Origin of the sequence: Thermodesulfobacterium geofontis OPF15, from assembly GCF_000215975.1 — a bacterium.
Taxonomy (GTDB): Bacteria; Desulfobacterota; Thermodesulfobacteria; order Thermodesulfobacteriales; family Thermodesulfobacteriaceae; genus Thermodesulfobacterium; species Thermodesulfobacterium geofontis.
Genome location: NC_015682.1, coordinates 1386702 through 1408400, shown reverse-complemented (window position 1 = coordinate 1408400; position 21699 = coordinate 1386702). Strand labels below are relative to the sequence as shown.

Here is a 21699-nt window from a genome sequence, read left to right as displayed (position 1 = left end):
CTATCTTACTGTTACTGCTAAAATCTGTTTTAGGGTTGTTTCTCCTTTTAAAACCTTTAATATCCCATCTTGTTTAAGTGTAAGAAATCTCTTTTGCATAGCTAAATCTCTAATTTCATTAGCAGGGGCATTTTTAATAATGAGCGATTTTAATTCATCATCAGGGATTAATAATTCATGTATAGCAAATCTTCCTTTAAATCCTGTATAATTACATTCTGAACACCCTACAGGTTCAAAAAAGGTTGCATTTTCTATCATTTCATCTGTAAGAGGTTTAACAGGATGATATCCATATTCTCTTTTAATTCTCTCTATTTCATTTTTATTAGGTTTGTAAGGTTTTTTACATTTTTTGCATAATCTTTTAGCTAATCTTTGAGCTAAAATTCCTAATAGGGCATCTGCAAAATTATAAGGATCTATTCCCATATTAAGAAGTCTTGTAATAGTCTCGGGAGCACTATTAGTATGAAGAGTTGTTAATACTAAATGTCCTGTTAAAGAAGCTTCTATTAAAGTGTGGGCAGTTTCTTGGTCTCTTGTTTCTCCTATCATAATAATATCTGGATCAGCTCTTAAAAAGGCTCTAAAAACTCTTGCAAAAGTTAATCCTATTTTAGGATTTACCTGAACTTGTCTCAATCCTTCTTGGACAATTTCTACAGGATCTTCAGCAGTCCAGATTTTTTTATTAGGACTATTTAAATATTTTAAAGCTGCATGCAAAGTAGTTGTTTTTCCTGATCCAGTAGGACCAACTACTAATATTAATCCATAAGGATAGTCCAATATCCTTTTAAAATTTTTATAATTCTCCTCTGTTAAATCCAATTCTTCTAACTCTCTAAATTCTATTCCTCCGAGAATTCTCATAACTACATCCTCATTATTTTCAATAGTAGGAACGGTAGCAACTCTTATTTCAAAAGTTTTCCCTTCTTTAGTTTTAAATTTAATTTTCCCATCTTGAGGAAGTCTTCTTTCAGCAATATCGAGATTAGCCATAATTTTAATACGGGAAATTACAGGTCTTTTTTGATGTTCTGGAATAGTGGTATAAACAAAACATTCTCCATCAACTCTAAATCTTACCTGTAATCCCTTTTTATCTATCAAACTTTCCCAATGAATGTCCGAGGCACGCATTTTGTAAGCTTCTTCAATGATTTTATTTACCAATTGAACAATTGCACTATCAATTAAAGTCTCTTCCTCAATTTCTTCTTCTCTTTCTTCTACAGGTTCTACTTCAAAGTCAAATTCAGATATATAAGGGGAGATGGAGGAATAATACATTTCTATGGCTTCCATAAGGTCTTCTTTAATAGCGAAAGCTAATTGTACATCAGATGAGGGAATTTGAAGTATTTTTTTAACTTTTTCAATAGTATCTATATCCTCAGGATTATAACATACAAGGTATATAGTTTTCCCAGCTTGGAAAGGAATACAAAAAGTATTTAAAAAGAAATCTTTTTTGATAGTTAATACTTGAGGAATTTTTTTAAATTTTTTCAAATCTGTAATTTCAAAAACAGGAATCTTATAAAAATTTTTTATAGAGTCTAAAATTTCTTTTTTATGGATCTTAAAATTTTCCATTATTATAGCTTCTATGCTTTTATTGGTTTCCAAAGACTGATAGTATATTTTTAAAAGGTCGTCAAAGGAAAGATTAATTTTTTTAAGTATATCTTTTAATCTTTCAAAAATTTTTAATGTCTTTATTTTTTCAATTTGATCTAAATACTTAGAGCTTGAAGTTAAGAGAAATAATTTCTTGTACAATTCTAAGGCTTTATTAAATTCATAAAGTTTTTCGCAAATATGAGCAGCTTTTTCTAAAAGAAAAATTTCAATATCCTTAGGTATTTTTCTATTTTGAAGAACATCTAAAATAATTTCTAATATTAGATAAAGTTGAGGTGTTTTAGATTCTAAATCCTCTATAGTATTTTTTATAACTTCTAAATTTGAAAGGTTCGAATTAATGAAGGTTTTTAAATTTCTTATTTGCATATCCATAGTTTCATTTTAGTTAATATTTATAAAAAGGCAATATTTGGGTAAATTTTAGATTTTGAAATTAAGAATAAAATTGTTAGAATATATTTTTATAAATTTTTTAAAAAATAATAAAAAAAGAATGAAAAAACAAAGAAAATTTTTAGAAATTAAAGAACCTTTCGAAATAATTAATGATTTTAGTTCTTGACTTAAAGATGGACAATTTTAAAATAGAGTTATCAATAAAAATAAAGAGGAGGTAATTATGAGTGAAGTAAAAAAACATGATACTCCAATGGTTGATGAGCTTAAGAAGGGTCCTTGGCCAAGTTTTGTAGATGATATCTATACCTATGCTGAAAAACACAAAAAACAAGCTTGTTTTGACATTATGGGACAGTTAGAGTTATCTTATAAGCACAAGGAAACTCATTGGAAACATGGTGGGATTGTTGGAGTTTTTGGTTATGGAGGAGGGGTTATTGGAAGATATTCTGACCAGCAAGAAATGTTCCCTGCTATATGGGCATTTCACACCATTCGCGTGCACCAGCCAGCTGCAAAGTGGTATCATACTTCTGCCTTAAGAAAAATGTGCGATATGTGGGATCATCGTGGTAGTGGAATTGTTAATTTTCATGGTTCAACAGGTGATATAATTCTTCTTGGCACAGTAACAGAACAATTAGAATATATTTTTTATGATCTTACACATCAACTTAACTGGGATTTAGGAGGTTCTGGTTCTAATATGAGAACTCCTGCTTGTTGTATGGGATATTCTCTTTGTGAATGGTGTTTATTTGATGTTCAAGAAATGGACTATGAATTAAGTATGGCATTTCAGGATGAACTTCATCGTCCCGCTTTTCCATATAAATTTAAACTTAAATTTTCAGGGTGTCCTCTTGATTGTGTAGCAGCTGTTGCAAGGGCAGACTTGTCTTTTATTGGAACCTGGAGAGATGATATAAGAATTGATCAAGAAGCAGTAAGAGCTTATGTAGGTGGTGAGCTTCCACCTAATGCAGGTGCTTTTTCTGATAGAGATTGGGGTCCTTTTGATATTAAAAAAGAAGTAATTGATCTTTGTCCAACTCAGTGTATGTATTGGGATGAAAAAGAAAAGAAACTTTACATTAACAATAAAGAGTGTAATAGATGTATGCATTGTATAGCTGTTATGCCTGAAGCTTTAAAACCAGGGGAAGATACTGGAGTTTGTATCTTAATCGGAGCAAAATCAGTTATTTTAGAGGGTGCTCAGCTTTCAACTATACTTATTCCGTTTATGAAAACAGAACCTCCCTATGATGAAATTAAGGATTTAGTTTATAAGATTTGGGATTGGTGGATGGAAAATGGTAAGAACCGTGAAAGAGTAGGAGAATTAATTCAGAGAGTTGGATTAAATAGATTTTTAGTTGACGTTATGGGAATTCAACCTATACCTCAGCATATTCTTATGCCACGTGTTGATCCTTATATCTTCTGGAGAGAGGAAGAAGTTCCTGGTGGTTGGACAAGGGATCTTGCAGAATTTAGAAAACGTCATCCTGCTTAATTAGGGAGAAAAAAATTTAAAAAATTAAAAATAAAAAGGAGGGAGTTATGGCTTTAGAAAAATTAAAAGAACTTGATCCTATATTTCAGAAACCTTATGATCCGGAATTGGCACCAAAATTATATAATCCTCAGAAACCTATGGAAAATAGAATTACAGATATTGGACCTCCCTATTTCTGGCAGTTTATGCCACCTATTGTTCAGAAAAACTTTGGAAAATGGAAATCTCATCAAATTATTCAACCTGGAGTAATAAAAAGAGTTTCAGAAACAGGGGATGTTATCTATGTAGTAAGATGTGGAACTCCAAGATTAGAAACAACTGACTATATAAGAGAAATTTGTGAAATTGCTGATAAATATTGTGGCGGTTATGTACGTTGGACCACAAGAAATAATGTTGAATTTGTTGTAGACTCAGAAGATAAATTAAAAGCACTTCTTGAAGACTTAAAAAATAGAAAACATCCGAATGGTTCTTATAAATTTCCTATTGGTGGGACTGGAGCAGGAGTAAGCAACATTGTACATACTCAAGGTTGGATACATTGTCATACTCCGGCTATTGATGCTTCAGGAATTGTAAAATCCTTAATGGATGAACTTTTTGAATATTTCGGTTCTCACAAGCTACCTGCAAAAACAAAACTTGCTCTTGCTTGTTGTTTAAATATGTGTGGAGCTGTACATTGTTCTGATATTGCTATTGTAGGAATTCATAGAAAACCACCCTTCGTAGAAGATGAGAGATTAGAAGCTGTTTGTGAAATACCTTTAACTATTGCAGCCTGCCCCTTAGGAGCTATTAGACCAGCAACAGTTGAAATTGATGGAAAGAAGAAGAAAACTGTAAGAGTTAATGTAGAGCGTTGCATGTTCTGCGGAAACTGTTATACCATGTGTCCAGCTATGCCACTTGCTGATGGAGAAGGAGACTGTATTACTATAGTAGTTGGTGGAAAGGTATCTAATAGAATCTCTCCACCCAAATTTTCAAGAGTTGTCCTTAGTGGAATTCCTAATGAGCCACCTCGTTGGCCAACTACTGTAAAATGGGTAAAACATATTCTTGAAGTATATGCTAAGCATGCAAGAAAATATGAAAGAGTGGGTGATTGGATCCAAAGAATTGGCTGGGAAAAATTCTTTGAATTAACTGATATTCCCTTCACTGAAAAATGTATTGATGACTATAGATTAGCTTATGTTACTTATAGAACTACTACTCAATTTAAATTCACAAAACATGTAAAAACTAAGTTAGAAGATTATTATATTCAAAAATAAATAAAAAGAGGTGAGAAGGAATGACAAAAGAAGAACTTAAGCAAAAGATTTTACAAGTTATAGAAGAAAAGGTTAAAAAAGGTGGGAAAAGCAAAGTTTATTTAAAAGATATTCAAAGAGAACTCCCAGATGTTAGTCCTCGTGATATAAAAAATGCTGCTAATGAATTAGTGAGAGAAGGGAAACTTGAATACTTTTCTTCAGGAAGTACAGTATTATTTGGGATACCCGGTGTAGGGATTGGAGTAGAAACGGCTTTTAAGAAAGAAGAAACAGAAGAATAGGTTATTTTTTAAAATTTTTAAAAGTTTTTAAGGGGGGTTATCCCCCTTTTTTATTTTTTAAAACTTTTTAAAGAGTTTATAAAGTTCAGGATAAAAGGTCTTTAATAGTTTAAAAAGTCTTTTTTCTGCTATAGTAATATATTTTTCAAACCATACTTTACCTATATTAGATAATTTACAATAAGCTGCTAAAGCTTGCATCAAACGAATAATTCCTAAAAATTTAAATTCCTCCAAAAATTCATTTTCTGGATATTCATTTAAACTCAAGTAATATTTTAGAAAATTTTCTAAAAGCTTAGGATCCTCAAAATGATTAACATAGGGATCAAATAAAAGAGAGGCTAAATCATAAGAAGGAGGACCTAATCTTGCCCCTTGAAAATCTATAACAAATATTTCACCCTTTTTGATCATTAGATTTTTGCTTTGAAAATCTCTATGTAAAACCACCTTAAAAGTAAAATTGCTTCTCTCCTTAGCCCAATTATAAATTTCTTCCTTAAAAGAAGGATCTATTTTTAATTTTCTATATTTTTTAAGATACCAATCAAAAAAATAATTAATCTCTTTTTTCCATACAAAATTAAAATCATAAATAGGGGTATCTAAAGTAGAATTTATAGGAAAAGAAGAAGCAAGTTTTTGGATTTTAACCAGTATCTCTAAAGTTTTATAATAAAAAGGGAAAGGATTTTTGATATCACAAAGTTTAAGATCTCCTAAATCTTCTATTAATAAAATCCCACTTTCTTGATCCCAAAATTCAATTTTTGGAACAGATATGTTATTTTTATAAAAAAAATTTCCTAATTCGTAATAAGCTTTAGCCTCTTTCAATCCATAAGAACCTTCTTGAGGGAAAATAAGGATTAGAGAAGAATTTTCAAAATATAAACGAAAAAATTTTCTATTTGATCCATCTCCTTTTAAAGGTTCTATTTTTTTAGGATAAATTTTAAAATTTTTCAAAAATTCTAATAAATTTTTCATATTAAAACTTGATTTTCATATATACCAGATTTAATATATGCTCCTTTCCAGGTTACAACTTTTGATAATTGAGAATTTTTCTCAATAAAAGTTTCCTCTTCAATATATACCCAATCTTTAAATACTACATTATTTCCTATTTTTTTTGTTTTAACTACAATTGGTTCAGAATAAAAATCTGTTTCTGGGATGTTAACTTTCTTTATAAGTATATCCTCATGAGCTTTAAGATAATTTTTAATATTTCCTATATCTTTAAAATAGGAATTGTTTTCTATATAAGCAGAAATTTTAATACCTTGGTTTATTAAATTTTGATATATTTCAATAAGATCCTTTTTAAAAGGAAAATATCTGATTATTTGAGGATCTATTATTTGGATTCCTGCAAAGGTAAAATTATTTTCTTTTTGATTTCTAAAAGAAATAATTGTTCTAAAGTTAATATCAACTTCAACATTATTATTTTCTCCTTTGTATAATACCATAACAATAGGGCTAAAAGATTGATTAAAAAAGTGAAAAAGTTTTTTAAAATTAAAATTTGTAAGGATGTCGGAATTTATAATTAAGGTTTCCTTTTTAAAGAAATTTTTAGCATTTATTATAGCGCCTCCTGTTCCCATAAGCTCTCTCTCTTCAAAAATCCTTATCTCTATTTGTGGATTTTTCTCTTGATAAGATTTAAGAAAATTTATGAGTTTTTCTTTTAAATGAAAAGTATTTATTCCTATAAAAGTTATGCCTAAATTTTTAAGTTGATCCAAAATAATTTCAATTATTGGTTTTCCTAAAATTGGGAAAAGAGGTTTAGGTAGGACATTAGTATAAGGTAAAAGACGAGTGCCTTTTCCTGCAGAAAGAATAAAAGCTTGCACTTAAAACTAAGCTTCTTTAGAAGAACTTTTTTCAACTGAAGAAGGAGATGTGGTTTCTGTTTTTTTATTTTCTAATTTTTCAAGGTCTTCTTTTACATCTGCACTTTTTAAAGCCTCTTTAAAAGAACGTATACCTTTTCCCAAACCAGCACCAACTTCAGGTAGCCTTTTTGCACCGAAAATTAAAAGAGCCAAAAAAAGAATGATAAACAGTTCCTGACTTCCTAAACTTGGAAACATATTAACCTCCCTTTTTTTTGAATTCTCCTAATCTTACTAAAAGTATACCTACCTCATAAAGAAGTGTCAAGGGGATAGCTAAAAGAATTTGATTTAAAGGATCAAAACCTGAGGTTAAAATAGCAGAAATAAAAAAAGATAGAATAATAGCATAGGGTCTAAAATTTCTTAATTGTTCAGAGGTAACTAAATCTAATTTGGAAAGAAGAAATAAAAAAGAAGGAATTTGGAAAAGTACTCCAAAAATAATAAAAATTTTCAAAACAAAAGATATATATTCATTTAAAAAGGGTTTGAAAACAAGAAATTTTTCTCCAAAAGAATATAAAAATTTTAAAATAGCTGGAAGAAAAATATAATAAGCTAATAAATCTCCTATTAAAAAGGAAAAACAAGTTAAAAAGACAACGCTTTTTACCCATTTTTTTTCATGGGGATAAAGGCCAGGAGCTACAAATAGCCATACTTGATAAAAAATGTAGGGGCTTGAAATTATAAATCCTACGATGATAGATAATTTTATATAAACCACAAATACTTCTGGAAAAATTCTAAAAAAAACCTTAGACTGAGGAGAAATAACTTTATATAAAGGAAATAATAAAAAATTAATTATATGTTCTGCAAAAAGATAAGAAACAATCGCACCTATTACCCAACCAATAAAAGATTTAATTAAACAACCTCTTAATTCAATAAGGTGGTCTATAAGTGTTTGTTTTTTCTCTTCTTCTATTTTTTCATGCATTTATTAATTCTTCCATAGTTTTAGCTATATTTTCAGGATTTAGACCAGATAATTTAAATAGCTCCTTTGGGCTTCCAGAAGAAAGAGGACCTTTTAAACCTAAAAGTTTAAGTTTAACAAATTTTTCTTTTAAGGCAAAAAAGGAAGCTATTTTATTTCCTAAACCAGTTTCTACATAATGATCCTCTACTACTACTATATTTTTAAATTTTGAAGCTTCTAAAAGGTCATCTTCAGGGAAAGGTTTTATGGAGGCTACATTCAGTAATGAAACTTCAATACCCTTGTTTTTAAGAATTTCCCAAGCAGAAAGAGCATAATGACACATAGTTCCATAAGTAATGATTACGCCTTTATTTCCTTTCCTTATCCAATCAGCTTTTCCTGGAACAAACTTATAATTTTCATCAAAATAAGGTGTATTATCTTCTTTAGTTATAATAGGAACTTTTGATCTTCCCATACCAACAAAAATATTCCCAGGTCTTTTAGCAATAAATCTTATTATATGATCTGTTTGATTAGGATCTGCAGGTATATATATTTCAAAATCTGGAAGATTAAATAAAATTCCTAAATAATCTATGCATTGATGAGTAGGACCGTCTTCTCCTACATCAGCTCCTAAATGTGTAGATACAACCTTCAAAGCAGTTTTATTAAGAGAATTCAATCTCATTTGATTATAAACTTCATCAATTGCGAAGACACCAAAGGTTGAGAAAAATACTAAAAATCCCTCTTTAGAAAGAGCTCCAGATACCGAAGCAGTATGATGTTCTTGAATGCCAGATTCAAAGAAAGCTGAAGGAGAAATTTTTTTAAATCCTCCCATTTTTACAGAGCTTTCTAAATCACAGGTTAGTCCTAAAATTTTGGGAGGTTTGCCAGGAAGATTGTTTTTTTCTGCTAACTTTGCAAGTGCATTTCCGTATGCACTTCTACAATCAGTTTTAGTTTCAGAAGAATAGATAGTTGGTTCTGGAATTTCTATTTTAACTGGAAGAGGATCATGTGGTTGATGAGGAAAAGAAATTATCCAATTTTTTCTTTTTTCTTTAAGAATATCTAATTCCTTAGGGTCAAATCCTAATTCTTCTAAAGCTTTTTTTGCCAAATCTTCTGGAAGAGCCATTCCATGCCATTTTGGATCGTTTTCCATAAAGGAAATACCTTTTCCCATTGTAGTATGAGCTAAAATAGCAGTTGGATTTTCGGGGCTCTCTACCTCTTTATTTAATACTTTTTTCAAAGCTTTAAATATTTCAGAATAATTATGTCCATCTATTTCTATTACATTCCAAGCAGTTGCCAATATTTCTTCCTTAATTTTTTGGGGCATTACTTTTGATATATCACCGCCAATTTGAAGTTTGTTATAATCAATTAAAACAATCAAATTATCTAATCCAAATTTTACAGCCCAACGTCTTGCTTCAATAACCTGCCCTTTTTGTTGCTCACCATCTCCCATCAAACAAAAAACTTTATTATTAAGCCCTTTTAATTTAATAGCTTTAGCCATTCCACAGGCAGCTGAAAGTCCTTGCCCTAAGTTTCCGGTATTCCACTCTACTCCAGGAACTGCCTGTTCTACATGTCCAGCAAAAGCAGATCCAGCCCTTCTAAATTCCATTAAAAAAGGCTCTTCAGGGAAAAAACCATATTCACAAAGAACACTATACACTCCTGGACTGATATGTCCATGACTTATAACGATTCTATCTCTATTTTCAGCTCTTGGATTTTTAGGATCAACTTTTGCAATCCCATATATAACTAAAAGCATACTTAAAGATGAAAGAGAACCACCTGGATGTCCACTACCTGCTAAAGTAGTAGCTAATATAATTCTTCTTGCACACCTTTTAAAAGCATCTTCCAAAGCTTGTAATTCTTCTTTTGATAGATCCTCTTTATTAATATCTAATCTTATCATAAAAATCCTCCCCTTTTGATTTAGAAAAGTTAAAAGACATTTATAACTTGTTAAAGGGAAAAATCAAGATGAAAATTAAGAAAAAAAATTTATGAACTTTTCTTTTCTCTTCTCATAGCTATGATCCCAGTTCTTGCAATTTCTTTAATTCCTATTGGTTTTAAAAGTTCTATTACTGCTTGGAGTTTTTCCCTATCCCCTGTGACTTCAATTATATAGCTTCGTGGACTTACATCTACGATTTTACATCTAAAAATTTCACATATTCTAAAAATTTCTTCTCTATAATCTTTTTCTGCCCTTACTTTTATTAAGGCCATTTCTCTTTCTACATAGTCTTTTTCTTCTGTAACATTTACTACTTTATATACATCTATAAGTCTTCTTAATTGTTTTATAATTTGTTCAATAATAAATTCATCTCCATGGGTTACTAAAGTTAAATGAGAAAGGGTGGGATCTAATGTTTCAGCAACACAAAGACTATCAATATTAAACCCTCTTCCACTAAAAAGACCAGCAATCCTTGCCAAAGCACCTGGAGTATTTTCTACTAAAACTGAAAGAGTATGTCTTTTTTCTTCCATGCTTTTTACCTCCTCTTATATCTATACTAAGATCATTTCAGTGGTTGCTTTTCCTGCAGGAACCATAGGGAAAACATCTTCTTCTGGAGCAATGTGAACATCTAATATTGCTAAAGTATCCATATTTAAAATTTTTTTTAGAGCTGGTTCAACTTCTTGTGGTTTAGTTATTTTCATTCCCACTGCTCCATAAGCCTCAGCTAATTTAACAAAATCTGGTAATACATGAAATTTTACATGGGAATATCTTTTTCCGTAAAACAATTCTTGCCATTGTCTTACCATTCCCAAATATCCATTATTGAGAATAATTATCTTAATAGGTAATCTTTGTTCCATAGCAGTTGCTAATTCTTGAATATTCATCTGAATAGACCCATCTCCTGCAATATCTATTACTAATTTATCAGGATTTCCCATTTTAGCTCCAATTGCTGCTGGGAATCCAAATCCCATGGTTCCTAAACCACCAGAGGTGATAAGAGTTCTTGGATATTTAAATTTATAATATTGAGCAGTCCACATCTGATTTTGTCCAACTTCGGTAGCAATAATTGCTTCACCTTTTGTTAATTCATAGAGTTTTTCTATTACAAATTGAGGTTTTATATAATTAGGATCATTTTTATAAGATAAAGGATATCTTTTTTTCCATATCTCAATTTGTTCCCACCAATCTTTAAATCTTTCTTTCCAATATTTTTTAGGTTTACCAGCGTTTTTTATAATATTTAAAAGACATGTTAATGCTCTTTTACAGTCACCAACTATAGGTACATGGACTTTAACATTTTTTTGAATAGAAGCAGGATCTATATCAATATGGATAATTTTAGCTCCGGGAGCAAAAGCATCTACTTTACCTGTTACACGATCATCAAATCTTGCTCCAACAGCCAATAAAACATCACAATTAGCTACAGCCATATTAGCATAATAAGTACCATGCATACCAAGCATTCCAAGGGATTGTTCATGATCACCAGGAAATGAACCTAATCCCATAAGAGTCATAGTAACAGGGAGATTTAAAGTTTCTGCTAATCTAATTGCCTCATTAGAAGCACCAGAAGAGATAACACCACCTCCAAGAAGCAAAACTGGTCTTTCAGCCTGTTCAAGAAGGGAATATGCTTTTTCTACTTGTTTAATATGTGGATCATAAACAGGATTATAGCTTCTTAAATTTATTTCTTCTGGATAATCAAATTCTCCCTTGGCTTGTTGAATATCCTTAGGCAAATCAACAACTACAGGTCCAGGTCTTCCAGTACTTGCAATATAGAAAGCAGCCTTTAAAATTCTTGGTAAATCTTCAATTCTTTTAACTAAAAAATTATGTTTAGTAATAGGTCTTGTTATTCCCGTAGTATCAACTTCTTGGAAAGCATCATTTCCAATAAGTTTTGTAGGTACCTGTCCAGTAAACACTACTATAGGAATTGAATCCATATAGGCTGTAGCTATACCAGTTACAGTGTTTGTTGATCCTGGTCCAGAAGTAACTAAAACAACTCCTACTTTGCCAGTAGATCTAGCGTATCCGTCAGCAGCATGGGTAGCTCCTTGTTCATGTCTTACAAGAACATGTTTTATTTCAGGTGTTTTATAAAGTTCATCATAAATATCAATTACTGCTCCACCAGGATATCCAAAGATCACTTCTACCTTTTCTCTTTTTAAAGCTTCAATTACCATTTGAGCTCCTGTCATTATTTTACCCAATTTTAAACCCCTCCTTATTTTTGGAATTTTAAACTTTTTTTAAATTTAAAAGTTTGGAACTTTAATCTATCTCTATTCCTTCGTATTTTTTAATTAACTTATAAATTTGCTCTTTTATATAGAGTTTTTCCCTTTTTAATTGTTTAACTTTTAATTCTTCTTCAGGTGTTAAATAATTTTTTTGAGATATTTGAGCTACCTCATTTTCTAATACTTGATGTTTTTCAAATAAATCCCTTATATCTTCATATTTTTTACTGAACTTTCTAATTAACTCTTTATCCATTAAAATCCTCCTTCATAAGATTTTTCTATTTTTAACTATAATTATAATTAAATAAAAAAAAATTATTGCCAATTTGTGAAAAATTTCTCTTAATCTAAAAATTTTTTAAAAATCACTTAGAAGCCCCTGATAAAGCTCTAAGTATTTCTAAAGGTAAGGGGAACAATATAGTAGAATTTTTTTCTGTAGAAATTTCTGTTAAAGTTTGCAAATATCTTAATTGAAGAGTTATGGGATTTTGTGCCATAATTTGAGCAGCTTCAAGAAGTGTTTTTGCTGCTTGAAGTTCTCCTTCAGCATTAATAATTTTAGCTCTTCTCTCCCTTTCTGCTTCAGCTTGTTTTGCCATAGCTCTTTTCATTTCTTCAGGAAGGTCAATTTCTTTTATTTCAACTTTTGATACTTTTACCCCCCAAGGTTCTGTATCTGCATCCAATATTTCTTGTATTTTCATGTTCAATTTTTCTCGTTCTGCTAAAATTTCATCCAATTCAGCCTGTCCACATATGCTTCTGAGAGTAGTTTGGGCTAATTGACTGGTAGCATAGTGATAATCTTCAACTTGTAAAAAAGCTTTTTCTGGATCTAAAACCCTAAAATATACTACTGCACTAACTCTAATAGATACATTATCTCTGGTAATAACTTCTTGAGGAGGCACATCTAAGGTTACTATTCTTAAATCAAGCTTTCTCATTTTATCAATTACTGGGATTAATATAATTAACCCAGGTCCTTTTACTGCTAAAAATTTTCCTAATCTTAAAACTACAGCTCTTTCGTATTCGTTTATTACTTTAATAGAAGCCTGTAAAAATAAAATTAAAATGATTACTAAAAAAAGCAGTACTAAACTCATCTTTTTCCTCCAGCAAATTTTTAAAATTATTTTAATTATGAATAAAGTATTGGTCAAGGCAAAAAACAGGTTATAATTTTATAACAAATGAGCCACTTTCTATGGGATAAACTTATAAATTTAGAGTCTTTTCCCTTTAAAGCCTCTCAACTTAAGGTAATTCAAACTCACATTTCTTATGTTTTTATAACAGATTATTTAGTTTATAAAATTAAAAAACCTGTCAATTTTGGTTTTCTTGATTTTACTACTTTAGAAAAGAGGAAATATTTTTGCGAAAGAGAAGTAGAACTTAATAGAAGGCTTTCTCCTGAAATTTATTTAGGTGTGGTCCCTGTAACTGAGAAAAATGGAAAGTTTCAATTTGAAGGAAGTGGGAAAGTAGTTGAATATGCTGTTAAAATGAAAAGGCTTCCTGAAAATGGCATGATGAAGGGACTTCTTAAAAAGGGAGAAATCACAGAAAAGCATATAGATTTAATCGTAAATACCTTGGTTCCCTTTTATAAATCTGCAGAAACAGGAGAAAAAGTTAATTCTTATGGAAGTATAGAAACTATATTTTATAACACTAATGAAAATTTTGAACAAACAAAAAATTTTATAAATGTTGCTTTAACAGAAGAAAAATATACTCATATTGTTAATTATAATAATAGCTTTATTGAACAAAATAAAAAACTTTTTGAAAAAAGAATAAAAGAGGGATTTATAAGAGATGGCCATGGAGATCTTTATTCAGCTAATATCTGTTTTGATGATTTAAAAAAAGTTTATATATTTGATTGCATCGAATTTAATGAAAGATTTAGATGTGGAGATGTATGTTGTGATATTGCATTTTTAGCAATGGATTTAGATTATCATAGATATAAAGATCTTTCAGATTATTTTATTAAAAATTATGTCGAAAAAAGTAAGGATGAAGATATTTATAAGTTATTGGATTTTTATAAATGTTATAGAGCATATGTAAGAGGGAAAATAGGTTGTTTTACTTATGCATCTCCTGAAATCTCTGAAGAGGAAAAGAAAGAAGCCCTTGATTTTGCACGCAAATATTTTGATCTTGCCTATTACTATGCAGGAGGTATTCCTAAGATAATTATTTTTTTCGGACTTTCTGGAACTGGAAAAACTTTTCTTTCCCAAAATCTTTTAAAAAAATTGCCAGCTGTTTATTTAGCCTCTGATATAATTAGAAAGAATTTATTAAAACTTGATCCAAGTAAACACTACTATGCTCAATTTGAAAAAGGTATTTACTCTCCAGAGATAACTCTTAATACTTATGAAAAAATGATAGATATGGCTATAGAAGAATTATCTTATGGTAGAGACGTAATTATAGATGCTACTTTTAGAGAAAAAAAATTTAGAGATTTATTAAAAGAGAAATTAAAAAAAGTAAAAGCAAAGGTTTATTGGATATTATGTACTGCTGAAGATGAAGTAATTAAAGAAAGAATTTCCAAAAGACTCTTAGAAAATACTTATTCTGATGTACTTTGGGACATTTATCTTTCACAAAAACAAAAATTTATATTTCCAGAAGATTGTTCTCCTTTATTAGTCCTCAATACATCAGATTCTCTAGAAGATCTGTTAAACAAAATTTTTCAATTTTTAAAAAATTAAATTCTCTCCCCTTGTCTTTTAAAAAGAAATGATTATTTTTTCAGCTAAACATAAAATTTACTAAAAATTAATATCAAAGGGAGGTGGAGGTATGAAGATCAGACCTTTGCATGATCGTATTTTAGTTCAACGCATTGAAGAGGAACAAAGAACAGAATCAGGGATCATTATCCCAGACACAGCTAAAGAAAAACCGATCATGGGTAAAGTTATAGCTGTTGGAGATGGTAGATTGTTAGAGAATGGTCAAAGACAACCTCTAACTGTTAAAGAAGGAGATAAAATTCTTTTCAGTAAATATGCTGGAACTGAAATTAAAATAAAAGGCGAAGAATATTTAATTATGAGAGAAGATGATGTTTTAGCTATTATTGAAGAATAAAAATAAAAAATTAAAAAGGGGGGTTGTGAGATGGCTGCTAAGGAGATTATTTATGGAGCTAATACAAGAGAAAAAATTTTAAGAGGCGTTAATAAGTTAGCTGATGCAGTAAAAGTAACTCTTGGTCCCAAAGGAAGAAATGTTATTTTGGAAAGATCCTTTGGTTCTCCTTTAATTACAAAAGATGGTGTTACAGTAGCTAAGGAAATTGAATTAGAGGATAAGTTTGAAAATATGGGTGCTCAAATGGTGAAAGAGGTTGCTTCAAAAACCAGCGATGTAGCTGGTGACGGAACTACTACAGCTACAGTTTTAGCTCAGGCTATTTTTAGTGAAGGATTAAAGTTGGTTGCAGCTGGTATTAATCCAATGGCTATAAAAAGAGGTATCGATAAAGCTGTAGAAGTTGTAGTAAAAGAAATGGAAAAAATTGCCCAACCTTGTAAATCTCGTCAAGAAATAGCTCAAGTTGCAGCTATTTCTGCTAATAATGATATTACTATTGGTAATCTTATTGCTGATGCTATGGATAAAGTAGGAAAAGAAGGGGTAATTACTGTTGAAGAATCAAAAGGACTTGAGACTTATTTAGAAGTAGTAGAAGGAATGCAGTTTGATCGTGGATATATTTCTCCTTATTTTATAACTGATGCTGAAAAAATGGAATGTGTTTTAGAAGATCCTTATATTTTAGTTTATGACAAAAAAATAAGCGCTATGAAAGACCTTTTACCACTTCTTGAGCAAGTAGCTCGTGCAGGTAAACCAATCTTAATTATTGCTGAAGATGTTGAAGGTGAAGCCCTTGCTACTTTAGTAGTTAATAAACTTAGAGGGGTATTACAGTGCTGCGCAGTTAAAGCTCCTGGATTTGGTGAAAGAAGAAAAGCAATGCTTCAGGATATTGCTATTTTGACTGGTGGAACTTTTGTTTCTGAAGAGCTTGGAATGAAACTTGAAAATGTTCAGCTTTCCGATCTTGGTAGAGCAAGAAGAGTTGTAGTTACAAAAGAAAATACCACTATTATTGATGGTGCTGGTAAGAAAGAAGATATAGAAGCTCGTATTAAACAAATTCGTGCTCAAATTGAGGAAACTACCTCAGATTATGATCGTGAAAAACTTCAGGAAAGACTTGCTAAATTAGTAGGTGGAGTAGCAGTTATTTATGTAGGTGCACCAACTGAAACAGAGCTTAAAGAGAAGAAAGCCAGAGTAGAAGATGCACTCAATGCTACTAAAGCTGCGGTAGAAGAGGGAATTGTTCCTGGAGGTGGAACTGTTTATATTAGATGCTTACCAGCTTTAGAAAACTTTAAATTAGATGGAGATGAACAATATGGTGTAGAGATTGTTAAAAAAGCTTTAGAAGCTCCACTTCGTCAAATAGCTTCTAATGCAGGATATGAAGGATCTATTATAGTAGAAAAAGTGAAAAATGAAAAAGGTTCTATTGGATTTGATGCAGAAACAGGAGAATTTAAAGATCTTGTTGCTGCAGGTATAATAGATCCTAAGAAAGTAAGCCGTTGTGCTTTACAAAATGCAGCATCTATTGCTGGATTACTTTTAACTACTGAGGCAATGGTTGCTGAGAAACCTAAGAAAGATGAAAAAGGTCCATCTATGCCACCTGGGGGAGAATTTTAAAGAACTAAAATAAAAAGGGGGCTTTTTAAAGCCCCCTTTTTTATTTTTAATTCAAAAAAATCCACTAATCTAAAATCAATAATTTATCAATATTTTCTTGATCTTTCATTAATTTCAGCTTGTTTAAACCAAAATATGGATTATATTAAAATTAAATTAAAGAGAAAAAGCCACTATGAAAATATTAAAATTTTTATCCATAATAGGTTTTTTTCTTTTATTAATGTTAGTTCCAACTTTATATAGTTCCGAAATAGATATAACTTCAGATAAAATGCAAGTATTTGAAAGTGAGGGAGTGGTTGTATTTACAGGAAAGGTCTTTGGGGTTAAAGGAGATTTAAAGGTTTGGTGTGATCAAATGTATGTATATTATACTACTAATCAACAAGGTAAAAGAGAAGTTAGTAAAGTTATTGCTTTAGGGAAGGTTATTATAGAAAAAGGAAAATGGAAAGCCTATGCCGGAAAAGCAGTTTATTTTAGAAATCAAGAAAAATTAGTACTAGAAGAAACACCTAAAGTTTGGCATGATAAAAATTTAGTAGAAGGAGACATTATAGTAATATATTTTAATGAAGATAAAAGTGAAGTTTTAGCTAAAGATCAAGGTAGAGTAAGGGCTCGTGTATATTTTGAATAAATTGAGAAATTTATGCTAAAAGCTGAAAATTTAAGAAAATCTTTTAAGAAAAGGTTAGTAGTTAAAGATGTATCTTTACAAATTAAGCAAGGTGAGATTGTAGGACTTTTAGGTCCTAATGGAGCAGGTAAAACTACTTGCTTTTATATTATTGCAGGCTTCTTAAAACCAGATAATGGTCAAATTATCCTTAGGGAAGAACCTATTACTCATTTAGATGTAGCTGAAAGAGCAAAAAAGGGTATAATCTATTTGCCTCAAGAATCTTCAGTATTTAGAAAACTTACAGTAGCTGAAAATTTCAAAATTGTGTTAGAAAGATTTAAAAATAATCTAAAAAAAATAAAAGATAAACTTGAATATTATGTAGAATTGTTTGATCTTAAGGATATATTAAATCAAAAAACTTATACTCTTTCAGGAGGGCAAAAAAGAAAAGTTGAAATAGTAAGAGCCCTTTTAATTGAACCACAATTTATACTTTTAGATGAACCCTTTGCAGGAATAGATCCAATTGGTGTAGCACAGCTAAAAGAGATTCTTGAAACCCTAAAAAATGAGAAAATAGGTATATTAATTTCAGATCATAATGTAAGGGATACACTTAAAATCTGTGATAAAGGTTATGTAATTGCAAGTGGAGAAATAATAGGAAAGGGGACTCCTGAAGAAATTTTAGAAAATGATTTGGTAAAGGAAAAATTTTTAGGTGAAAAATTTTTTATGTAAAAAGTAAAAAATGATAGAGTTAAAAAACGAGTTAAAACTTAAACCTCAGTTAATACTTACACCTCAGCTTAAGCTTGTTTTAAAGGTATTACAATTAAATATTTTAGATTTACATAATTTTTTACTTCAAGAAGTTCAAAGTAACCCCTTTTTAGAGCTTGAATATAAAGATCTTCCAGAAAATAATTATATTGAAGAAAGCTATTTTGAAGAGATTAAGCTTAAAGAAGAGGTTAATTTTGAGGAAGAACTGATAGAGAAAAGATTTTATTTTGGTAAAGAGGAACCTGAAGAAGAGTGGAATTGGGAAAAAACACTTAAAGCTGAAGAAAAACTTATAGATTATCTTTTATGGCAAATTAATTTAAAAGAACTTACACCTTTAGAAAAAGATATAGCCTATTATATTATTGGGAATTTAGATGATAAAGGTTATTTAAGAATATCTTTAGAGGAAATTGCAAAAGAATTTAATGTTTCTTTGGAAAAAGTAGAAAAAATAAGAAATATTATAAAATTTCTTGATCCTGTAGGAGTTGCTTCCCTGAATTTAAAAGAATGTTTGCTTACTCAACTTGAATTTATAGGTTATGATAAAAGTTCAATACCTTATATTTTAGTAGAAAAACATTTAGAAGAAATACCCAAGGGTATAGATTATTTCAAAAATTTATATGGATATAATGAAAAAGAAATTGAAAGTGCTTTAGAAGTAATTAAACAATTAGAACCTTACCCTGCAAGAAATTATTTTGATGTAAACACTCTCTATATAGAACCTGATTTAATTTTTTATAAGGAAGAAAATGAATGGAAAGTGGAAGTGGTAAAGGAGGGTCCATTTATAGTTAGATTGAATAATTATTATAAGAATTTTTTAAAAAAGAAAAAAGATTTTGGTAATAATCCCAGAGTTAAAAAATTTCTTAAACAAAAACTTAAAGATGCTGAAGATCTTTTGAAAGCTTTAGATAGTAGATATTCCAATCTTTATAAGGTTGGAGAAGCTATTTTAAAATATCAAAAAGAATTTTTGGAAAAGGGAATAAAATTTTTAAAGCCTTTAACTTTAAAAGATGTTGCAGAGGAAGTCCATTTACATGAATCAACTATTAGTAGGATTATAAATCAAAAATATGTTCAAACTCCCAAAGGATTATTTCCTTTAAAATTTTTCTTTTCTATAGGTTATAAAAGTAAAGAAGGAGAAGAATTATCAGCAAAAGCTATTAAAGATTATATAAGAGAAATTATAAATGGAGAAAATCCATCAAAGCCTTTAAGTGATAGTGCTATATCTAAAATATTAAAAGAAAAATACGGAATTAATATTGCAAGACGCACCGTAACTAAATATAGAGAAGAACTCCAAATTCCCTCTATAAGAGAAAGAAAGATTTCTAAAAACAATAGAGAAAGGGGGGTATTTTATGATTGAATTTAATTTTACTTTTAAAGGAATGGATTCATCAGAGGCAATTAAAAACTATGCTGAAAAAAAATTTAGGAAATTTGAAAAATATTTTGAAGGACCTGTTAATATTCAAGTAATTTTTAAAAGAGAAAAATTTAGAGAACTGGTAGAAGTAATTGTAAGTGGAGACGGAGAAAATATAATTGCTAAAGAAGAAACTTCAGATATTTATGAAGCTATAGATTTAGCATATGAAACTTTAGAAAAACAAATTAAGAAATTTAAAGAAAAGAGAAAAGAATTTAGAAAAAGAGCTGTTGAAACAGTTTCTCCTATATTAGAAGAAGAGAGTTATACTATAAAAACTGTAAAAATTAATCCTATGTCTACTCAAGAAGCTCTGGAATGGTTTGAAAAAAATAAAGACAGCTTTATGCTTTTTTATAATACCGATTATGAAAAGGTTTGTCTAATCTATTTAGAAAAAGATAAACCTGTAATTGTTGTTCCTGAAATTTCTTAAAATTCCTTTTTATGAATATAGTTATAATTACAGGTCTTTCTGGATCTGGTAAAAGTACATCTTTAAAAGCTTTTGAAGACATTGGATATCTTTCTATTGATAATTTCCCTATAAGACTTCTTTTACAGTTTTTGGAAGAAGTTAAAGAAAGTTTAGAAGATAAAAATATTGCTTTGGTAATGGACATAAGAGATAAATATTTTTTGAAAGAATATCCGGAAGTTTTCAAAAGCTTAAAAGAAAAGGGATATAATTTTGAGATCCTGTTTTTAGATGCAAGAAATGATGTAATTATTACTAGATTTAACCAAACAAGAAGGATTCATCCTTTAATGAAAGGAAAAATAAAAAGTTTGGAAGAGGCTATTGAAAAAGAAAGGGAGCTTTTAGGTGATCTAAAAGAAATAGCAAACTCTATTATAGATACTTCAAATTTTAATGTTCATCAATTAAGAAATGAAATCTTTAGACTTTATAAGGAAAGGGAGGCTCACAAAAATTTAATTCTCCATTTTATAGGATTTGGTTATAAATATGGGATTCCTTATGAAGCAAGTTTTTTATTTGACGTAAGATTTTTACCCAATCCTTATTTTATTCCCTCCTTAAAACCCTTAAGTGGTAAAGATAAAGAAGTTATAGATTATTTATTAAATTTTTCTGAAACTTTAAAATTTATAGAATATTTAGAGTCTTTTTTAGAATGGTTAATTCCTTTTTATTGTAAAGAAAATAGGAAGTATTTAACTATAGGTATTGGTTGTACAGGTGGAAGGCATAGATCCCCAGCTATTATAGAGATCTTATCTCAAAGATTAGAGGAGAAATATTCAGATATAGAAATAGTTAAAACCTATAGAGATATAGAAAAAGATGTGTCTCATTTATGAGGCAGAAGAAAAAGATTTACGAATTATTTCAGAATTAGAAAGAGATCTATTTTTTGAAGAAAAGTGGTCTTATTTTCAAATTTTAAGAGAGTTCAAAAATGATTTTTCAAAAATTTTAGTTTTTAAAGAAAAAGAAGAAATTATCGGATATCTTATTTTTAGAGAAATTGAACCTGAAATTGAGATTTTAAAAATTGGAGTAAGAAAGGAATATCAAAGAAAAGGAGTAGGTACTAAACTTATGCAAAAACTAATAGAAATTGCTAAAGAAAAAAATATAAGTAAAATATTTTTAGAAGTAAAAGCCTCTAATTTATCTGCCTATAATTTTTATAAGAAATTAGGATTTAAAGAAATGTATAGAAGAAAAAATTATTATGGTAATGAAGAAGCGATTGTAATGGTAAAAGAAATTTAAAAGTTAAGAA

At 29.5% G+C, this 21699-nt stretch carries 22 protein-coding genes; 12 read left to right on the top strand and 10 right to left on the bottom strand.

The window, feature by feature from the left end:
* Entirely contained in the window at positions 1-2028 is a 2028-nt protein-coding gene (locus tag TOPB45_RS07255; protein ID WP_144011500.1) for a GspE/PulE family protein, read from the bottom strand.
* 247 nt (positions 2029-2275) lie between these two features.
* On the opposite strand from TOPB45_RS07255, the gene dsrA reads away from it, so the two are divergent.
* The 3 genes from dsrA to TOPB45_RS07240 all read left to right on the top strand — a co-directional run bounded on the left by dsrA (position 2276) and on the right by TOPB45_RS07240 (position 5147).
* Positions 2276-3574: a dissimilatory-type sulfite reductase subunit alpha gene (dsrA, locus tag TOPB45_RS07250; protein WP_013910186.1), complete on the top strand. Its 1299-nt coding sequence runs from the start codon at positions 2276-2278 to the stop codon at positions 3572-3574.
* Between the two features lie 140 nt (positions 3575-3714).
* Complete coding sequence (dsrB, locus tag TOPB45_RS07245) at positions 3715-4863, top strand: dissimilatory-type sulfite reductase subunit beta (RefSeq protein WP_049774835.1); 1149 nt, start codon at positions 3715-3717, stop codon at positions 4861-4863.
* A 20-nt stretch (positions 4864-4883) separates the two neighbouring features.
* Positions 4884-5147 carry a dissimilatory sulfite reductase D family protein gene (locus TOPB45_RS07240; RefSeq protein ID WP_013910184.1) on the top strand — a complete coding sequence of 88 codons (264 nt, stop codon included), beginning with the start codon at positions 4884-4886 and terminating at the stop codon, positions 5145-5147.
* A 57-nt stretch (positions 5148-5204) separates the two neighbouring features.
* On the opposite strand, the gene TOPB45_RS07235 is transcribed toward TOPB45_RS07240, so the two are convergent.
* The 9 genes from TOPB45_RS07235 to TOPB45_RS07195 all read right to left on the bottom strand — a co-directional run bounded on the left by TOPB45_RS07235 (position 5205) and on the right by TOPB45_RS07195 (position 13402).
* Positions 5205-6140 carry an aminoglycoside phosphotransferase family protein gene (locus tag TOPB45_RS07235; RefSeq protein ID WP_013910183.1) on the bottom strand — a complete coding sequence of 312 codons (936 nt, stop codon included), beginning with the start codon at positions 6138-6140 and terminating at the stop codon, positions 5205-5207.
* Positions 6137-7018, bottom strand: a complete 882-nt coding sequence (locus TOPB45_RS07230; protein ID WP_013910182.1) for a nucleotidyltransferase family protein — start codon at positions 7016-7018, stop codon at positions 6137-6139. Before TOPB45_RS07230 ends, TOPB45_RS07235 begins: the two co-directional genes overlap by 4 nt.
* Before the next feature lie 6 nt (positions 7019-7024).
* Positions 7025-7258: a twin-arginine translocase TatA/TatE family subunit gene (gene tatA / locus TOPB45_RS07225; protein WP_013910181.1), complete on the bottom strand. Its 234-nt coding sequence runs from the start codon at positions 7256-7258 to the stop codon at positions 7025-7027.
* Between the two features lies 1 nt (position 7259).
* The gene (gene tatC / locus TOPB45_RS07220) at positions 7260-8006 is read right to left on the bottom strand and encodes a twin-arginine translocase subunit TatC (RefSeq protein ID WP_013910180.1); all 747 of its coding nucleotides are present in this window, start codon (positions 8004-8006) and stop codon (positions 7260-7262) included.
* Positions 7999-9945 carry a transketolase gene (locus tag TOPB45_RS07215; protein WP_013910179.1) on the bottom strand — a complete coding sequence of 649 codons (1947 nt, stop codon included), beginning with the start codon at positions 9943-9945 and terminating at the stop codon, positions 7999-8001. Before TOPB45_RS07215 ends, tatC begins: the two co-directional genes overlap by 8 nt.
* Positions 9946-10034: 89 nt before the next feature.
* On the bottom strand, positions 10035-10532 hold the full coding sequence (gene ilvN, locus TOPB45_RS07210) for an acetolactate synthase small subunit (protein ID WP_013910178.1): 498 nt from the start codon (positions 10530-10532) through the stop codon (positions 10035-10037).
* Between the two features lie 21 nt (positions 10533-10553).
* On the bottom strand, positions 10554-12245 hold the full coding sequence (gene ilvB / locus TOPB45_RS07205; RefSeq protein ID WP_013910177.1) for a biosynthetic-type acetolactate synthase large subunit: 1692 nt from the start codon (positions 12243-12245) through the stop codon (positions 10554-10556).
* A 73-nt stretch (positions 12246-12318) separates the two neighbouring features.
* Positions 12319-12543 carry a YdcH family protein gene (locus TOPB45_RS07200; protein WP_013910176.1) on the bottom strand — a complete coding sequence of 75 codons (225 nt, stop codon included), beginning with the start codon at positions 12541-12543 and terminating at the stop codon, positions 12319-12321.
* Between the two features lie 112 nt (positions 12544-12655).
* Positions 12656-13402 (bottom strand): slipin family protein, encoded by a 747-nt coding sequence (locus TOPB45_RS07195; protein ID WP_013910175.1) that lies wholly within the window; start codon positions 13400-13402, stop codon positions 12656-12658.
* An 87-nt stretch (positions 13403-13489) separates the two neighbouring features.
* Between TOPB45_RS07195 and TOPB45_RS07190 the strand changes: the two genes are divergently transcribed.
* From TOPB45_RS07190 to rimI, 9 genes are all read left to right on the top strand, one after another.
* Positions 13490-15040, top strand: coding sequence for a bifunctional aminoglycoside phosphotransferase/ATP-binding protein (locus TOPB45_RS07190; RefSeq protein ID WP_013910174.1), 1551 nt, complete (start codon positions 13490-13492; stop codon positions 15038-15040).
* A 91-nt stretch (positions 15041-15131) separates the two neighbouring features.
* Positions 15132-15422, top strand: a complete 291-nt coding sequence (gene groES, locus TOPB45_RS07185) for a co-chaperone GroES (protein WP_013910173.1) — start codon at positions 15132-15134, stop codon at positions 15420-15422.
* Between the two features lie 30 nt (positions 15423-15452).
* Positions 15453-17072 (top strand): chaperonin GroEL, encoded by a 1620-nt coding sequence (gene groL / locus TOPB45_RS07180; protein ID WP_013910172.1) that lies wholly within the window; start codon positions 15453-15455, stop codon positions 17070-17072.
* Positions 17073-17247: 175 nt separating this feature from the next.
* Positions 17248-17715: a lipopolysaccharide transport periplasmic protein LptA gene (gene lptA, locus TOPB45_RS07175; protein WP_013910171.1), complete on the top strand. Its 468-nt coding sequence runs from the start codon at positions 17248-17250 to the stop codon at positions 17713-17715.
* Positions 17716-17727: 12 nt separating this feature from the next.
* Positions 17728-18444, top strand: coding sequence for an LPS export ABC transporter ATP-binding protein (gene lptB, locus TOPB45_RS07170; RefSeq protein WP_013910170.1), 717 nt, complete (start codon positions 17728-17730; stop codon positions 18442-18444).
* Between the two features lie 10 nt (positions 18445-18454).
* Positions 18455-19882, top strand: coding sequence for an RNA polymerase factor sigma-54 (rpoN, locus tag TOPB45_RS07165; protein WP_013910169.1), 1428 nt, complete (start codon positions 18455-18457; stop codon positions 19880-19882).
* Positions 19875-20381, top strand: coding sequence for a ribosome hibernation-promoting factor, HPF/YfiA family (hpf, locus tag TOPB45_RS08645; protein ID WP_013910168.1), 507 nt, complete (start codon positions 19875-19877; stop codon positions 20379-20381). Before rpoN ends, hpf begins: the two co-directional genes overlap by 8 nt.
* A gap of 11 nt (positions 20382-20392) precedes the next feature.
* Entirely contained in the window at positions 20393-21271 is an 879-nt protein-coding gene (gene rapZ / locus TOPB45_RS07155; protein WP_013910167.1) for an RNase adapter RapZ, read from the top strand.
* On the top strand, positions 21255-21689 hold the full coding sequence (rimI, locus tag TOPB45_RS07150) for a ribosomal protein S18-alanine N-acetyltransferase (RefSeq protein ID WP_013910166.1): 435 nt from the start codon (positions 21255-21257) through the stop codon (positions 21687-21689). The genes rapZ and rimI overlap by 17 nt, the downstream gene beginning before the upstream one ends.
* Positions 21690-21699 lie beyond the last annotated feature (10 nt).

Coding starts and splice junctions, on each gene's coding strand:
- TOPB45_RS07255 (WP_144011500.1), bottom strand. CDS start 2,028: ATGGATATGCAAATAAGAAATTTAAAAACCTTCATTAATTCGAACCTT.
- dsrA (WP_013910186.1), top strand. CDS start 2,276: ATGAGTGAAGTAAAAAAACATGATACTCCAATGGTTGATGAGCTTAAG.
- dsrB (WP_049774835.1), top strand. CDS start 3,715: ATGGAAAATAGAATTACAGATATTGGACCTCCCTATTTCTGGCAGTTT.
- TOPB45_RS07240 (WP_013910184.1), top strand. CDS start 4,884: ATGACAAAAGAAGAACTTAAGCAAAAGATTTTACAAGTTATAGAAGAA.
- TOPB45_RS07235 (WP_013910183.1), bottom strand. CDS start 6,140: ATGAAAAATTTATTAGAATTTTTGAAAAATTTTAAAATTTATCCTAAA.
- tatA (WP_013910181.1), bottom strand. CDS start 7,258: ATGTTTCCAAGTTTAGGAAGTCAGGAACTGTTTATCATTCTTTTTTTG.
- tatC (WP_013910180.1), bottom strand. CDS start 8,006: ATGCATGAAAAAATAGAAGAAGAGAAAAAACAAACACTTATAGACCAC.
- TOPB45_RS07215 (WP_013910179.1), bottom strand. CDS start 9,945: ATGATAAGATTAGATATTAATAAAGAGGATCTATCAAAAGAAGAATTA.
- ilvN (WP_013910178.1), bottom strand. CDS start 10,532: ATGGAAGAAAAAAGACATACTCTTTCAGTTTTAGTAGAAAATACTCCA.
- ilvB (WP_013910177.1), bottom strand. CDS start 12,245: ATGACAGGAGCTCAAATGGTAATTGAAGCTTTAAAAAGAGAAAAGGTA.
- TOPB45_RS07200 (WP_013910176.1), bottom strand. CDS start 12,543: ATGGATAAAGAGTTAATTAGAAAGTTCAGTAAAAAATATGAAGATATA.
- TOPB45_RS07195 (WP_013910175.1), bottom strand. CDS start 13,402: ATGAGTTTAGTACTGCTTTTTTTAGTAATCATTTTAATTTTATTTTTA.
- TOPB45_RS07190 (WP_013910174.1), top strand. CDS start 13,490: ATGAGCCACTTTCTATGGGATAAACTTATAAATTTAGAGTCTTTTCCC.
- groES (WP_013910173.1), top strand. CDS start 15,132: ATGAAGATCAGACCTTTGCATGATCGTATTTTAGTTCAACGCATTGAA.
- groL (WP_013910172.1), top strand. CDS start 15,453: ATGGCTGCTAAGGAGATTATTTATGGAGCTAATACAAGAGAAAAAATT.
- lptA (WP_013910171.1), top strand. CDS start 17,248: ATGAAAATATTAAAATTTTTATCCATAATAGGTTTTTTTCTTTTATTA.
- lptB (WP_013910170.1), top strand. CDS start 17,728: ATGCTAAAAGCTGAAAATTTAAGAAAATCTTTTAAGAAAAGGTTAGTA.
- rpoN (WP_013910169.1), top strand. CDS start 18,455: ATGATAGAGTTAAAAAACGAGTTAAAACTTAAACCTCAGTTAATACTT.
- hpf (WP_013910168.1), top strand. CDS start 19,875: ATGATTGAATTTAATTTTACTTTTAAAGGAATGGATTCATCAGAGGCA.
- rapZ (WP_013910167.1), top strand. CDS start 20,393: ATGAATATAGTTATAATTACAGGTCTTTCTGGATCTGGTAAAAGTACA.
- rimI (WP_013910166.1), top strand. CDS start 21,255: ATGTGTCTCATTTATGAGGCAGAAGAAAAAGATTTACGAATTATTTCA.